The 13,843-nt window shown below is 68.1% G+C and carries 14 protein-coding genes; 1 reads left to right on the top strand and 13 read right to left on the bottom strand.

The window, feature by feature from the left end; translation table 11 throughout:
* The 13 genes from E7Z54_RS01715 to rplJ form a co-directional block, all read right to left on the bottom strand.
* The coding region (locus tag E7Z54_RS01715; RefSeq protein ID WP_168798114.1) for a DnaJ domain-containing protein at window positions 1–325 on the bottom strand (325 nt) is incomplete at its 3' end.
* Window positions 322–1,074: a hypothetical protein gene (locus E7Z54_RS01710; RefSeq protein WP_136431157.1), complete on the bottom strand. Its 753-nt coding sequence runs from the start codon at window positions 1,072–1,074 to the stop codon at window positions 322–324. The genes E7Z54_RS01710 and E7Z54_RS01715, both read right to left, overlap by 4 nt.
* A gap of 19 nt (window positions 1,075–1,093) precedes the next feature.
* Window positions 1,094–2,380, bottom strand: coding sequence for an MlaD family protein (locus E7Z54_RS01705; protein ID WP_136431155.1), 1,287 nt, complete (start codon window positions 2,378–2,380; stop codon window positions 1,094–1,096).
* Window positions 2,377–3,801: an MCE family protein gene (locus E7Z54_RS01700; RefSeq protein ID WP_136431153.1), complete on the bottom strand. Its 1,425-nt coding sequence runs from the start codon at window positions 3,799–3,801 to the stop codon at window positions 2,377–2,379. Before E7Z54_RS01700 ends, E7Z54_RS01705 begins: the two co-directional genes overlap by 4 nt.
* The gene (locus E7Z54_RS01695; protein WP_136431151.1) at window positions 3,798–4,931 is read right to left on the bottom strand and encodes an MCE family protein; all 1,134 of its coding nucleotides are present in this window, start codon (window positions 4,929–4,931) and stop codon (window positions 3,798–3,800) included. The genes E7Z54_RS01700 and E7Z54_RS01695 overlap by 4 nt, the downstream gene beginning before the upstream one ends.
* The gene (locus E7Z54_RS01690) at window positions 4,928–5,896 is read right to left on the bottom strand and encodes an MCE family protein (RefSeq protein WP_240769466.1); all 969 of its coding nucleotides are present in this window, start codon (window positions 5,894–5,896) and stop codon (window positions 4,928–4,930) included. Before E7Z54_RS01690 ends, E7Z54_RS01695 begins: the two co-directional genes overlap by 4 nt.
* Window positions 5,896–6,951: an MCE family protein gene (locus tag E7Z54_RS01685; RefSeq protein ID WP_240769465.1), complete on the bottom strand. Its 1,056-nt coding sequence runs from the start codon at window positions 6,949–6,951 to the stop codon at window positions 5,896–5,898. The genes E7Z54_RS01690 and E7Z54_RS01685 overlap by 1 nt, the downstream gene beginning before the upstream one ends.
* The gene (locus E7Z54_RS01680; RefSeq protein WP_136431147.1) at window positions 6,948–8,210 is read right to left on the bottom strand and encodes an MCE family protein; all 1,263 of its coding nucleotides are present in this window, start codon (window positions 8,208–8,210) and stop codon (window positions 6,948–6,950) included. The genes E7Z54_RS01685 and E7Z54_RS01680 overlap by 4 nt, the downstream gene beginning before the upstream one ends.
* 7 nt (window positions 8,211–8,217) lie before the next feature.
* Complete coding sequence (locus tag E7Z54_RS01675) at window positions 8,218–9,045, bottom strand: MlaE family ABC transporter permease (protein ID WP_136431145.1); 828 nt, start codon at window positions 9,043–9,045, stop codon at window positions 8,218–8,220.
* A gap of 7 nt (window positions 9,046–9,052) precedes the next feature.
* On the bottom strand, window positions 9,053–9,835 hold the full coding sequence (locus E7Z54_RS01670; RefSeq protein WP_136431143.1) for an MlaE family ABC transporter permease: 783 nt from the start codon (window positions 9,833–9,835) through the stop codon (window positions 9,053–9,055).
* A 12-nt stretch (window positions 9,836–9,847) separates the two neighbouring features.
* Entirely contained in the window at window positions 9,848–10,798 is a 951-nt protein-coding gene (locus E7Z54_RS01665) for an ABC transporter ATP-binding protein (protein WP_136431141.1), read from the bottom strand.
* 317 nt (window positions 10,799–11,115) lie between these two features.
* Complete coding sequence (gene rplL, locus E7Z54_RS01660) at window positions 11,116–11,508, bottom strand: 50S ribosomal protein L7/L12 (protein WP_136431139.1); 393 nt, start codon at window positions 11,506–11,508, stop codon at window positions 11,116–11,118.
* Window positions 11,509–11,590: 82 nt separating this feature from the next.
* Entirely contained in the window at window positions 11,591–12,283 is a 693-nt protein-coding gene (rplJ, locus tag E7Z54_RS01655; protein ID WP_136431137.1) for a 50S ribosomal protein L10, read from the bottom strand.
* 272 nt (window positions 12,284–12,555) lie between these two features.
* On the opposite strand from rplJ, the gene E7Z54_RS01650 reads away from it, so the two are divergent.
* A complete protein-coding gene (locus E7Z54_RS01650) occupies window positions 12,556–13,839 on the top strand; it encodes an aminotransferase class I/II-fold pyridoxal phosphate-dependent enzyme (RefSeq protein WP_136431135.1) in 1,284 nt (427 codons plus the stop codon).
* The last annotated feature ends 4 nt before the right edge of the window (window positions 13,840–13,843 follow it).

The following is a 13,843-nucleotide window of genomic DNA, read 5'->3' as shown; positions in this document are numbered from 1 at the left end:
CGTCGGGCACGTCGGCGTCGGGCACGTCGGCGTCGGGCACGAGGACGGGTGCCGCGTCGGGCTGGTCCGCCTCGGGCTGGTCGTCCTCGGGCTCGTCGTCCACCGGCTCGGAGTGGCGGTCCTCGTCCGCGCGCGCCTCGGCCAGCTCGGCGTCGTACGCAGCCCGCTTGTCGGGGTCCAGCAGGACACCTGCCGCGTCGTTGAACGCTCGGAACCGGCGGTCGGTCGGGTCGAGGTCGGCGATCGCCGACTTCCAGGCGGTCCGGATCTGGTCGGGCGTAGCCGCCTCGTCCACGTCCAGGAGGTCATAGAGGTTGGGACTCACTCGCTTCCCCCCGTCGTGCCGGAGTCGCTGGGCGAGGGCTGGACGCCCGACCCCGTCGGCTCGTCGGTCGGGTTGCTGCTCGGGGCGTCGGACGGCGTACCGCCGGGGACCTCCCCCTCGGGGATCGACGCCTCCGCGAAGGAGGGCAGCGCGTCGTCCAGGTCGTCCAGGTCGTCGACGAGCCACTCGCCGTCGATCTTGACCATCGACACCTGGTAGCGGAAGCGCAACGGCTCGAACGCGATCTGCTCCTGGCTGCCCTCGGATGCGGGGGCGGAGAACTCGACGATCCCGCCGACCAGCAGCTCGGCGGAGTCGGAGTCCAGCGATGCCACGCCGACGGCGTACGGCTCGGCGACGCGGCCGACCTTCGTCTCGGCGACCACCTGCTCGGCGTACCCGACGTTCCGGTCGAAGACGGTGCGGAACTTGGAGGTCATCAGCTCGCCGACGGCGGCGTAGTCCGGCATCTTTCCGTTGTCGTCCAGCATGTCGGGCCCGAACGTGAGGAAGCGGTCCACGAAGGTGCGTCCGGCCCCAAGGACCTCCTCGCGCTCCTTGCCCGGGTCGGGGCCCGGGTCACGCAGCGACTGCAGACGGTCGATCGGGTCGTCGCCGGCACCCCGGTCGACGAGCGCCCAGGTGAAGACGCCGAGTCCTGCGACGACAACGCCCAGCAGCAGTGCGAGTACGGCCCATTGGCGCCGAGGACTGCTGAGGGTGCCGCGTGCCGTTGTTCCTTCGGTCACGCTGCCCTTTCGATAGAGGCTAGTGGTCGAGCATCGGTTGGAGGTACAGCCACTTCCAGGAGTCGGCTCCCAGCGACGGCGGCGCCACGTTACCCCTCGCGCTCTCAGGCGCCTGCGCCACGTCCCAGCCGATCTCGCCCGTCTCGATGTCATAGCCGACGATGACCGGCTCACCGGCCCCCGGGAACGGGGACACCCGCCGCAGGTTCTGCGAGCCGCGCGGGTTGCTCTGGTCGATCCGCTCCTTGCAGCCCACGTTGGGCAGCGGCAGGTCCTCACGGTCCGTCTGGGGGTTCCGCCGTGTGGTGGAGTAGCCCGCGTGGCACAGCGGCCCCTCGTGCATGATCATGCCGAAGTGGGCGTCCCAGAACCCGCTGCCACCGTCCTCTTTGTTCTTCTTCCCGACCGTGACGAAGGCGCCGAGGACCGCGTACGGGTAGACGACCAGGACCTGCTCGATCGCGGGGAGGTGGCGCACGGTGATCTCACCGGTCGTGACCATGTTCGCGAACAGCTCGCTGAGCTCGACGCCGTTCTGCTCGAGGAACGTGCGCAGCTGCGTCGCGGCGAACGAGCCGGTGTCGATCAGCTTCCGCAGGTCGGCATCGGCGCCCGCCATCGCAGAGGTGAACAGCGACATCTGGTCGGCGAAGGTGCGCAGCGACGACTCCGAGGCGAGCTGTCCCTCGAGCACTGTGTTGCTGTCGCGGATCAGCGCGGTGGTGACGTCGAAGTTGTCCTCGGCGGTCTTGATGAAGGAGTTGCCGGTGTCGATGATCTTCTGGAGGTCCTCACCGGTGCCGGCGAAGGCCAGCCCGAGCTCGGTGACCGTGGTGCGGAGCGCGTCGCGGTCGACGCTTCCCACGGTCGCCGACATGTTGCCCAGCAGCTCCTCGGTCGCGATCGGCGTCGCGACGTCGTCGATCTCGGACCCGTCGACCAGGTAGGGACCGTCGTCGGTCTGGGGCTGCAGCTCGACGTACTGCTCTCCCACGGCGGAGCGGTTGCCGACCAGGGCGATCGTGTCGCGCGGGATCTTGTCCCACTGGTTCTCGATGTCCAGCTTGACGTCGACACCCTCCTCGGTGAGCACGAGGTCGCCCACCGTGCCGATGCCGACACCGCGGTAGGTGACCTCGGCGCCGGTGAAGATGCCGCCCGACTGCGGATAGTGGGCCGTCACCGTGTAGGTCCGGTCCAGCACGAGCCGATCGAGCTTGGCGTAGCGGGCACCCACGAAGGAGACGCCCAGGAGCGTGATGATCGCGAAGATCACCAGCTGAACCTTGGTGCGACGGGTGATCACTTCCCGGCTCCCCTCTCGTCGTAGAGCATCGGCCCCGCGTAGAGGTCGACCAGGTCGACGTCGTAGGTCCGGTCGAACTCGGCCCACATCCGGTCCGACTCGCTCGTGCCGCCGGGTGCCGGCCGGCCGAGCCCGCCACCCTGCAGCGCGCTGCCCAGCAGGTTCTCGATCGGGTCCTGCGAGCCCGACCCGGCCCGGGCGCCGCCTCCGGCGCAGAACTGCTTCAGCGCCGTGCCGTTGCAGATCTCCTGGGCGAGGTACCCGGGCAGCTTGGTGCAGGCCGCCAGGTTGTTGCCCCTGCACTGCTGGATCGCCTTGGTGGCCCCAGCACACAGGTTCTTCAGCTTCGCCAGCTGGTCCAGCGGCGTGCCGTCCGGAAGCTCGTTGACCTCGAGGCACGCGACGTCCGGCGCTGCGAAGTCGGCCACGTCGAGCTGCATGTCCACCGACAGGTTGACGTAGTCACCCATGTGCAGGTTGTCGGCCACGACCGGGTCGCGGCCGACCGTCTCGTCGATGAAGGGGAACGTCAGGAACGTGCTGAACGCATTGGCGAAGTCGTCACCCGCGTTGGCGATCTGGGTCAGGACCGGGTCGAGCGCCTTCAGCGAGCTGACCGTCGAGGCGTGCGTGGCGTTGATGACCCGGACGCCGACGTCCCCGAGCTTGCTCAGGCCGTCGAGCATCAGCACCAGGTCGTCGCGCTGGCGGTCCAGCGAGTCGAGCGCGCTGGGCAGCTCGTCCAGGGCCAGGTCGATGCTCTTCTGATGCGTGCGCGCGGTGATCGCGAGCCGGTTGAGGGACTCGATCGCGTTGACGATGTCGGCCTTGCGGTCGTCGAGCTGACTGACCAACGAGTCCAGCTGGGTGAAGACGGACTTGGCCGCGTCCTCGCGTCCCTCCAGGGCCAGGTTCAGCTCTGCGGCGATGGTCTTCATCTGGGCGACGCCACCGCCGTTGAGGACCAGGCTGAGCGCCCCCAGCACCTCCTCGACCTCGGGATTGCGACCGGTTCGGCTGATCGGGATGGTGTCCTGGTCGCCGAGCTTGCCGGACGTCGGCGACGGCGGCGAGTCCAGCGAGACGAACTTCTCGCCGAGGAGGCTGGTCTGGCGGATCGAGGCGGTCGCGTTGTCGGGCAGGTTGACGTCCCTGCGGACCTCGATCGTCACGCGAGCCGTGTAGCCCCGCAGCTCCACGTCGGTGACCTGCCCGACGGTGACCTCGTTGACCTTGACCGACGACTTCGGCACGAGATCGAGGACGTCGGCGAACTCGACGTACACCTCGAGCGGGTCGTCGCCGGTGTCGGCGCCGCCGGGGAGGGGCAGCTTGTAGACGTCGAAGTCGCACCCGGCGAGGAGGACCGAGCCGAGCAGCAGGAGGACGATCCAGCGCAGTCGCTGGCGCAGCGTGCTCATCGGTCCACCTCCACGAGTCCGCTGAGCGTCGGGTCGTAGACCTCGTCGTGCCAGGACCCCGTGCCGAACGGAGTTCCGCGCGGGAGGGCGGTCTTGATCGCGTCGCACAACGCACCGTTCTCGTCGCTGGCCGACACGAAGGCGCAGAGCACCGCGGCCGGGTTGTTCTCGAGCTCGTGCTCGAGGTTGCCGAGGTTGGCGTTCGTGTCGAGGGTGCCGTTCCCGGGGTTGTAGGTGTGGTACAGGTTCGTGAGGGCGAGCGGGCCGGCGTCGAGCAGCTCGTCGAAGGCGGCCCGCTGGCGGACGAGCACCTTCATGACCCGGTTGACGTCCTTGATGTTTCGCCCGAGCACCGCCCGGTTGCGCTTGACGAAGCGGCCGACCTCGTCGAGAGCCACGCCGAGGCTGGACAGGGCGGTGGTCAGCTCCTGCCGCTCGTCGGCGAGGAGCGTCGAGACATCGCTCAGCGACCGATTGAAGCTGCGGACCGTCTGGTCGTTGTCGGCCAGGGTCTTGATGAACCCCTCGAGCTTCGCGGTCGAGTCGAAGAGCTCTTCCTTGTTGTTGTCGAGGGTCTCGCTGAACCTGCCGAAGTCCTTGATGGTCTGGTGGAACGCGGCTCCCTCGCCGCCGAAGTTCTCCGCGGTCTGCTCGAGCAGGTCGGTGAGCGCGCCGTTCTTGTTGGCGCCCTCCGGGCCCAGCGCGACGGTGAGCCGGTCGATGCTCGAGTAGATCTCGTCGAGCTCGAGCGGGATCGCGGTCCGGTCCACCTTGATCACCGTGTTGTCGGCCATCACAGGTCCGGACTCGTAGGCCGGAGTCAGCTGGATGTAGCGGTCGCCCACCACCGACGGCGAGATGAGCACGGCCTGGGCGGTCTTGGGGACCTCCACCTCGGCGTCGTAGGTCATCACGACCTTCACCTGGGTGCCCTCGGGCTCGACCTGCTCGACCTGACCGACCGCCACGCCGAGGACCCGCACGTCGCTGCCCTCGTAGACCGAGACCGCACGGGGGAAGTAGGCGGTCACGGTCTTGGTGTCGCCGCCGCCGCTGAACATCCACACCACGCCCGCGGCGACGAGGAGAAGGGCGACCCCCATCGGGAGCCAACGCCGAAGTGCGCTCATTCGGGATTCACCGTCCCCGGAACAGGAGGCATGTTGTAGATGAAGGTGTCGAACCAGGGGCCGTTGCCGAGCGTGCTGGCGAAGACCCGGTAGAACGGCGCCATCGCTCTGATGGAGTCCTCCAGGTTGTTCTCGTTCCTCTTGATCACCTGGAGCACCGTGTCGAGGTGGTCGAGGGCGGGCTTGAGGTCGGCGCGGCTCTCCCGGATCAGGCCGGTGAGCTCGCGGCTCAGCGTGGTCGAGGAGACGAACAGCTTGTGGATCTGGGCCTTGCGCAGCACGAGGGCCTGGAACAGGCTGTCGGCATCGGTCATCAGCGCCAGGATGTCCTCGTCGCGCGCGTCCAGCACGGTCGAGACCCGGTCGAGACTCTTGAGGAGCGAGTTGATCTGCGCGTCCTTGGAGGCGACCACCTCGGACAGTGCCGACACACCGGAGAGCGCCGCCCGGAACTCCTCGGGTGTGTTGCGGGTCAGGTCGGCCAGGGTGGTCAGCGAAGCAGCCAGCTGGTCGGTGTCGATGTCCCCTGAGGTCTCAGCCAGGCCCTCGAACGCCTCGACGACGTCGTAGGGCGAGGTGGTCCGCTCCACCGGGATGGTGGCCTCGTCGGCGAGCTCGCCCGACCCGGCGGGCGTCAGTGCGAGGAACATCGAGCCCAGGATCGTCTTCACCCTGATGTCGGCACGGGTCTGCTCACCGAGCTCGGCGTCGGTCTTGACCCTGAAGCCGACCTTGACCGAGTTGCCGTCGAGCTCCATCGAGTCGACCTGGCCGACCCTCACCCCGGCGATCCTGACCTCGTCCCCCACCTTGAGGCCACCGGCCTCGGAGAAGGAGGCGTAGTAGCTGTCGCCGCCGCCGATGAGCGGCAGGTCCTGGGCCCGCATGGCAGCGACGAGCAGCAGGGCGAGGACGGCGATGCTCATGGCCCCGACCACCACGGGGTTGCGCTCGCGGAACGGCATCACCGGCTGTTCACCTCCTTCTCCAGCGAGCACCGCTCGGACTGCACCTCGTACACGAAGGGCTCCGGGTCGATGCCCGGCATCTTGACGGTGGTCTTGAAGTGGCAGAGATAGAAGTTGAACCAGGAGCCGTAGGTCGCCGTACGCCCGATCTTCGTCAGCTTGATCGGAAGCACCCGCAGGGCACGGTCGATCTCCTTGCGGTTGCGGGCCAGGTTGTCCGCGACCGTGCGCAGCTCCTTGATGTCCTTCACGAACGGGTCCTTGATGTCGCTGACGAGGGCGGCAGTGTGGACCGACAGCGCGGAGATCGAGTCGAGCGAGGAGAGGATCGCCTCACGATCGTCGTTCAGCCCGCCGATCAGGCGACGGAAGCTGCCGATGAGCTCGCTGAGCTGCTGGTCGCGGTCGGCGACGTGGTCGAGGACGTATTCGAGGTTGACCAGCAGGTCACCGATCACCTTGTCGCGGTCAGCGAGGGTCTGGGTGAGCGAGGCGGTGCTGGAGAGGAGGCTCTCCATGGTGCCGCCCTCGCCTTGGAACACCTGGACGATCTCGAACGAGAGCTTGTTGATGTCGTCGGGCGAGAGGGCCTGGAACAGCGGCTTGAACCCGTTGAACAGGACCGTCAGGTCCAGGGCCGGCTTGGTGCGGTCGGTCGGGATGACGTCGTCCTCCGCCAGCCGCTCGCCACCCTCGCCCTCCTGGGTCAGCGAGATGAAGCGCTGACCGATCAGGTTGCGGTAGCGGATGGTGGCGTGCGTGCCCTGGTCGACCACCGTGTCGGCGTCGACCTTGAACGTCACCCGAGCCCGGTGCGCGCCCGCGATCTCGACGTTCTCCACCGACCCCACCTTCACGCCGGCGATCCGGACGTCGTCGCCCTTGTTCACGCCGGTCGCATCGACGAAGTCGGCGCTGTAGTTCCTCGTGGACCCGAAGGACAGGTTGCCGATGGTCACGATCAGGACGCCGGTCGCCAGCGCCGTGAGCACCATGAAGATCACCAGGCGAGTCAGGTCACCGGCGGTCCGCTTGTCGAGTCCCCGGATCATCGGCTGGCACCCCCCTCGGCCACGAGCGGACCCGTCAGGAGCACGTCCATGTCGGAGCCGCCGTCGCCGTACCGCTCGGCGAGCATCCCGCGCAGGGCGGACACGTCGTCGGGAGTGCCGAAGTAGCCGAAGGCGGGCGCGACCCTGTGGTTGCCCTTGCCGGTGCTGCTGGCCGTCCCGTCCTTGAGGCGCGGCTGACCCGGTGCCGGGTTGTCCTGGTTGTAGGGCGGATTCGGCAGCCCGACGCAGTTGGGGCCGTTGTCGGCGCCGAAGATGGGACGGTCCTCCGGGGTGTAGGCACGCGGCTGGTCCTTGAGGGTCTCGAGCACGATGTGGAGCTCGAAGCCGCGGAAGGTCTGGGCCAGTCGGCCCTGGGTGTTCACGATCCCCTTCGACACACAGGGGAAGGTGACCGCATAGCGAGCCAGGAGGCGGAGCGTCCGGGTGCTCAGCACACCCAACCGCTCGAGCCGGTCCGCGTTGGCGTCGAGGAACGACCGTGCGGTGTCGGCGAAGGAACGGACGTCGCGCAGCGTCGCGGTCAGGGCGACCTCGCGCTCCTCGAGCGTTCCGGTGGTCTTGACGGTGTCGTCGAGGATCTGGACCACCTCAGGCAGGATGTCGGCGTAGACGTCGGAGACCTCCGCGGTGAGCCGCAAGTCCTCGAGCAGCGCGGGGATCTGGGGGTTGAGCCGCTTCAGGTACGTGTCGAGCGTCTCGAGGTTCGCGCCCAGCTCCTCGCCCCGGCCTTCGAGCGCGGTCGCCATCGCGGTGAGGGTCATGTTGAGATCGGCGGGCCGGACCGTCCGCAGCAGCGGATAGAGGTCGGAGAGGACCTCCTCGAGCTCGGTGCTGACCTCGGTGCGGTCGATCACGGCACCGGCCTTCAGCGTGCCGGACGGGCCGCTCTCGGGGATCTCCAGCGAGACGTACTTCTCGCCGAAGAGGGTCTTGGGCACGATCGCTCCGGTCACGTTGGCCGGGACCACGTCAGCCTTGTCGGGATAGAGCCCGAGGGTGATCACGGCCCCGTGGCCGTCACCGGCCTTAGCCTCGAGAACCTCGCCGACGATGACGCCGCGGATCTTCACGTCGGCCCGGCTCGGCAGCTGGAGGCCCACGCTCGAGGTCTCGAGGGTCACCTCCTCGTAGTCGGCGAACTTCTTGGTGAAGGTGGCGTAGGTCAGCCACACGCCGAGGATGAGAAGGCAGAGGAACACGACGCCGAGCGCCTTGTGGGCGGACAGGATCTTCTCCATCAGCGCATCACCCCGCGAGCCTGACGGTGGTCGAGGCACCCCAGATGGCCATCGACAGGAAGAGGTCGATCACGTTGATCGCCACGATACTGGTCCGAACCGCCTTGCCCACCGCAGTGCCGACGCCCGCAGGACCGCCCGAGGCGGTGTAGCCGTGGTAGCAGTGGATCAGGATCACGACGACGGCGAACACCAGCACCTTGCCGAAGGACCACAGCACGTCTCCCGGTGGCAGGAACTGGTTGAAGTAATGGTCGTAGGTGCCCGAGGACTGTCCGTAGTACTGGGTGACGACCAGCCGGCTCGCGACGTAGGACGAGAGGAGTCCCACGACGTAGAGCGGGATGATCGCGATCAGGCCGCCGACGACGCGCGTGGTGACCAGGAACTGCATCGACGGGATCGCCATCACCTCGACGGCGTCGATCTCCTCGGAGATCCGCATCGCGCCCAGCTGGGCGGTGAAGCCGCAGCCGACGGTCGCCGCGAGCGCGATGCCCGCGACGAGCGGAGCGATCTCACGGGTGTTGAAGTACGCCGAGACGAAACCGGAGAACGCTGCCGTGCCGAGCTGGTTGAGCGCCGCGTAGCCGGACAGGCCGACCTGGGCACCGGTGAAGAACGTCATGCCGATGATGACGCCGACGGTGCCGCCAATGACCGCCAGCGCACCGGACCCGAGCGTGACCTCCGCGAGGATGCGGAGGATCTCGCGCGGGTAGCGCCTCACCGAGCGCGGGAACGCCAGCAGCACCTTGATGTAGAACGACAGCTCGTCGCCGAGGTTGTCGAGGCCCTTGAGTGGTCGCTCGTAGACCGTCTTCGTGTTCGCCATGTCCGCCTCACCCTGTCTTCGGCGGGACGATCTGGAGGTAGATCGTGCTCAGGACGAAGTTGACGACGAAGAGGAGCAGGAAGGTGATGACCACGGACTCGTTCACCGCATCCCCCACGCCCTTCGGTCCGCCTGCTGCGTTCATCCCCTTGTAGGCGGCGACGATAGCGGCGATCAGTCCGAACACCAGCGCCTTGACCATCCCGATCCACAGGTCGGGCAGTTGAGCCAAGGCGGTGAAGCTGGCGAGGTACGCGCCGGGCGTCCCGTCCTGCAGGATGACGTTGAAGACGTAGCCGCCAGCGACGCCGACGACGCTGACCATGCCGTTGAGGAAGACGGCGACGAGCATGCAGGCGAGCACGCGCGGGACCACGAGGCGCTGGATCGGGTCGATGCCGAGCACCATCATCGCGTCGAGCTCTTCACGGATCTTGCGCGCGCCGAGGTCGGCGGCGATGGCGGAGCCGCCGGCCCCCGCGATCAGGAGCGCCGTCGCGATCGGGCCGGCCTGCTGGACGACCGCCAGCACCGACGCGGAGCCGGTGAAGGACTGCGCGCCGAACTGCTTGATCAGGCCTCCGACCTGCAGCGCGATGACCGCACCGAAGGGGATCGCGACCAGCGCGGTCGGGATGATCGTGACCGACGCGATGAACCAGGCCTGCTGGATGAACTCGCGCATCTGGAAGGGCCGGCGGAACAGGCTCCGGCCGACATCAAGGCCGAACGCGAAGAGCTTGCCCGCCGTCCCAACTGGCGCAAGGACGCGGGCCGTCGTAGACGACATCGACAGTCTCTCTCAGCCCATCGCCGTGGCGCCGAAGGGCTGGAAAGAGCCCGGCGGCGGCGTCACGCCGTTTTGACGACACCACTCGCCCGGCGGGCGCTGGCTGCGACGCGGGATGCCGTTGGACGGCTCCAGCTGGAGCGGGATCGGCGGCAGCGGCGGCAGGTCCATGCCCTTCTCCGCAGCGAGCTGGTCGGCGTCCTTCTCCTCGGACATGCCGATCGGCCCCACCGTCTGCGCGTTCAGGAACTGGCGCACCACCGGCTCGTCGGACGACAGGAGCATCTCCCGCGGACCGTACATGGCGAGGTGCTTGTGGTAGAGCAGGCCGATGTTGTCGGGAACCACCCGGACGCTGTTGACGTCGTGGGTCACGATCAGGAAGGTGGCGTCGATCTGCGCGTTCAGGTCGATGAAGAGCTGGTTGATGAAGGAGGTGCGGACCGGGTCGAGACCGGAGTCCGGCTCGTCGATCAGCAGGATCTCCGGGTCCAGCACCAGAGCGCGAGCGAGGCCCGCGCGCTTGCGCATACCCCCGGAGATCTCGCCGGGAAGCTTCATCTCGGCACCCAGAAGACCGACCAGGTCCATCTTCTCCATGACGATGTCACGGATCTCCGACTCGCTCTTCTTCGTGTGCTCGCGCAGCGGGAAGGCGACGTTGTCGTAGAGGTTCATCGAGCCGAACATCGCGCCGTCCTGGAACAGCACGCCGAACAGCTTGCGGATCTCGTAGAGCTCCTTCTCGGAGCAGGAGGCGATGTCGGTGCCCTCGATCACGATGGAGCCCTCGTCAGGCTTGACCAGACCGATCAGCGCCTTCAGGAAGACCGACTTGCCGGTACCCGACGGGCCGAGCATCACCGACACCTCACCGGCGGGAAGCGTCAGCGTGACGCCCTTCCAGATGAGTTGCTTGCCGAATGACTTGGTCAGGTTCGTCACCTCAACGTCGACGCCCATCGTGACCTCTCCCTCGAATTCCGCTGGCTCACCTGCAGCCCTGCTGGCCGCTTCGTCGCGAGCGCACACGTCTGATCCACGACGTCGCGTCCCGCGTGTGCGGCTGCTGTTGGATCAACGCTGCCGCGTGACGGACGTTACGCCGGAACCGTGTCATGCGTCACCCGCACCCGGCTTCCGAGACACAGAGGATACTCACGAGTAGCAAGAGCGCGCTCGGGGTGTCCACACTCTGTGAGAAAAGCGCACCGGGCCGGCAGGGCGATGCCCTGCCGACCCGGTGCAGTGGGTCCGTCACGAGGGACGGACCCACGAGGTCACTTGAGGGTGACGGTGGCGCCGGCGCCCTCGAGGGCCTCCTTGGCCTTCTCCGCAGCGTCCTTCGCGACCTTCTCGAGGATCGGCTTCGGGGCGCCCTCGACGAGGTCCTTCGCCTCCTTCAGGCCGAGGGAGGTGAGCGCGCGGACCTCCTTGATGACGTTGATCTTCTTGTCGCCAGCGGCCTCGAGGATCACGTCGAACTCGTCCTGGGCAGCAGCCTCCTCGGCACCGCCCGCGGCGCCGCCGGCGGCGGGAGCAGCGGCAACGGCAACGGGAGCGGCAGCGGTGACGCCGAAGGTCTCCTCGAACTGCTTCACGAACTCGGAGAGCTCGATGAGGGTCATCTCCTTGAACGCGTCAAGCAGCTCGTCGGTGGTGAGCTTCGCCATGATGGCGGTTCCTTTCTCGGGTGGTCCGGTCGCCTTCATGCGACCCGGACCGGGGTTTCAGGTGGTGGTGACGCCGGAGCCTTCAGGCCTCGGCGGTGTCGCCCTCGTCAGAAGCGGCCGCGGCGGCAGGCTCCTCAGGAGCCGCCTCCTCGGCGGGTGCCTCGTCAGCGGGGGCCTCGGCCCCATCAGCGTTGGCCGGGGCCTCCTCGGCGGCAGTGTCATGTGCCGGCGTGCCGGCTCCACCTGCGAGGATCGAGGGGTCCTCCTGCGCCTTCGCCTCCAGGGCGCCGGCGAGCCGGGCAGCCTGGGCGAGCGGGGCGTTGAGGAGGTAGACGGCCTGGCTCAGCGAGGCGAGCATCGCGCCCGCCAGCTTGCCCAGGAGCACCTCGCGCGACTCGAGGTCGGCAAGCTTGCCGATCTCGGCCGGGTCGAGGAGGTTGCCGTCCAGAACGCCACCCTTGATGACAAGGGTGGGGTTGGCCTTGGCAAAGTCACGCAGACCCTTCGCCGCCTCGACGACGTCGCCCTTGATGAAGGCGATCGCAGTCGGGCCGGTGAGCAGGTCCTCGAAGCCGTCGATGCCCGCCTCCTTGGCGGCGAGCTTGGCCAGCGTGTTCTTGACCACGGCGTAGTTGGCGTTCGCACCGAGGGAGCGGCGAAGGTCCTGCAGCTCCTTGACGGTGAGACCGCGGTACTCGGTCAGCACAGCACCAGCGGACTCGCTGAAGGACTCAGCGATCTCCGCGACGGCGGCCTGCTTGTCTGCCCGCGCCATGGGTCTCCTTCCGGATTTCCGACCACCGCACCGGCCCGGAGAAAGACGAACGCCCTGAGCGCAGGCGCTCAGGGCGTGTTCCACGAGGATGCGATCCTCGTGCGGCTGCAACCGCAGCCCATGCTCTGATTCCCTGCGCAGGCCGTCCACTTTCGCGGAACCTTCGGTCAGGGCTGAGGCAGCCCGGACAACCGGCGGTCTTGAGGTTTCAGCGAGAAGATTACGGCGATACCGGGTCGCGTCCAAATCGCCGGTGCTGAGACGATGACCCCGTGACCACCGCCGCGACACCGCTGTCCTCCCTGTCCGCCGACGACCTCGCCTCCCGCCTGGACGACGCGCGGGCCGACTACAAGGCGCTGCAGGCGCGCGGCCTCGTGCTCGATCTCACCCGCGGCAAGCCGGGGCCCGACCAGCTGGACCTGTCCGAGGGACTGCTCCGCCTGCCGACCGGACACAAGGACAGCGCCGGTGTAGACGTGCGCAACTACGGCGGGCTCGAGGGCCTGACCGAGATGCGCGCCATCTTCGCCGACCTGCTAGGCGTCGACGTGACCAACGTCGTCTGCGGGGGCAACTCCAGCCTGACGATGATGCACCAGGTGCTCACCGCGCTCCTGCTCAAGGGCGGCCCGGACTCGCCGCGCCCGTGGTCGCAGGAGCCGGTCGTGAAGTTCGTGTGCCCGGTACCGGGCTACGACCGTCACTTCACGATGCTGGCGGAGTTCGGCATCGAGATGCTGACGGTGCCGATGACGCCCGACGGCCCGGACCCGGTCGCCGTACGTGCGCTCGTCGCCGACGACCCGACGGTCAAGGGCATGTGGATCGTGCCGACGTACTCGAACCCGACCGGCGCGGTCTGCTCCGCCGAGGTCGCGGCCGAGCTGATGGCGATGCCCACGGCGGCCCCGGACTTCCGGATCCTCTGGGACAACGCCTACGCCGTGCACCACCTGACCGAGCGCGAGACGAAGAGCGCCGACGCGCTCGGGCTCGCCGTCGCGTCCGGACACCCCAACCGGCCGATCATGTTCGCCTCGACCTCGAAGATCACCTTCGCTGGCGCGGGTGTCGCCGCGCTCGCCGCGTCGACGGACAACAAGGCCTGGTACCTCGAGCGACTGAGCCTCGCCTCGATCGGCCCCGACAAGGTCAACCACCTGCGCCACGTCGAGTTCTTCGGCACCGCGGACGGGGTGCGGACGCACATGCGCAAGCACCGCGACCTGCTCGCCCCGAAGTTCGAAGCGGTCGACGCGGCGCTGTCCGCCCGCCTCGGTGGCCTGGGCATCGCCGAGTGGGTCGCACCGACGGGGGGCTACTTCGTCAACCTCGACGTCATGGACGGTACGGCGTCCCGCGTGGTGACCCTCGCCAAGGAGGCCGGCATCGCGCTGACCCCGGCCGGCGCGGCGTTCCCGCACAGCAAGGACCCCAACGACCGCAACATCCGCCTCGCGCCGAGCTTCCCCGCACTCGAGGAGGTCGAGCTGGCGATGGCCGGCGTCGCGGTGTGCGTGGAGCTGGCCGCGCTGGAGAAGCTGACCAGCTAGAGGC

The organism is Nocardioides sp. (assembly GCF_004803405.1).
Taxonomy (GTDB): Bacteria; Actinomycetota; Actinomycetes; order Propionibacteriales; family Nocardioidaceae; genus Nocardioides; species Nocardioides vastitatis.
Note: the sequence above shows the minus strand (reverse complement) of the source record. Positions and strands in the feature narration are given on the sequence as shown.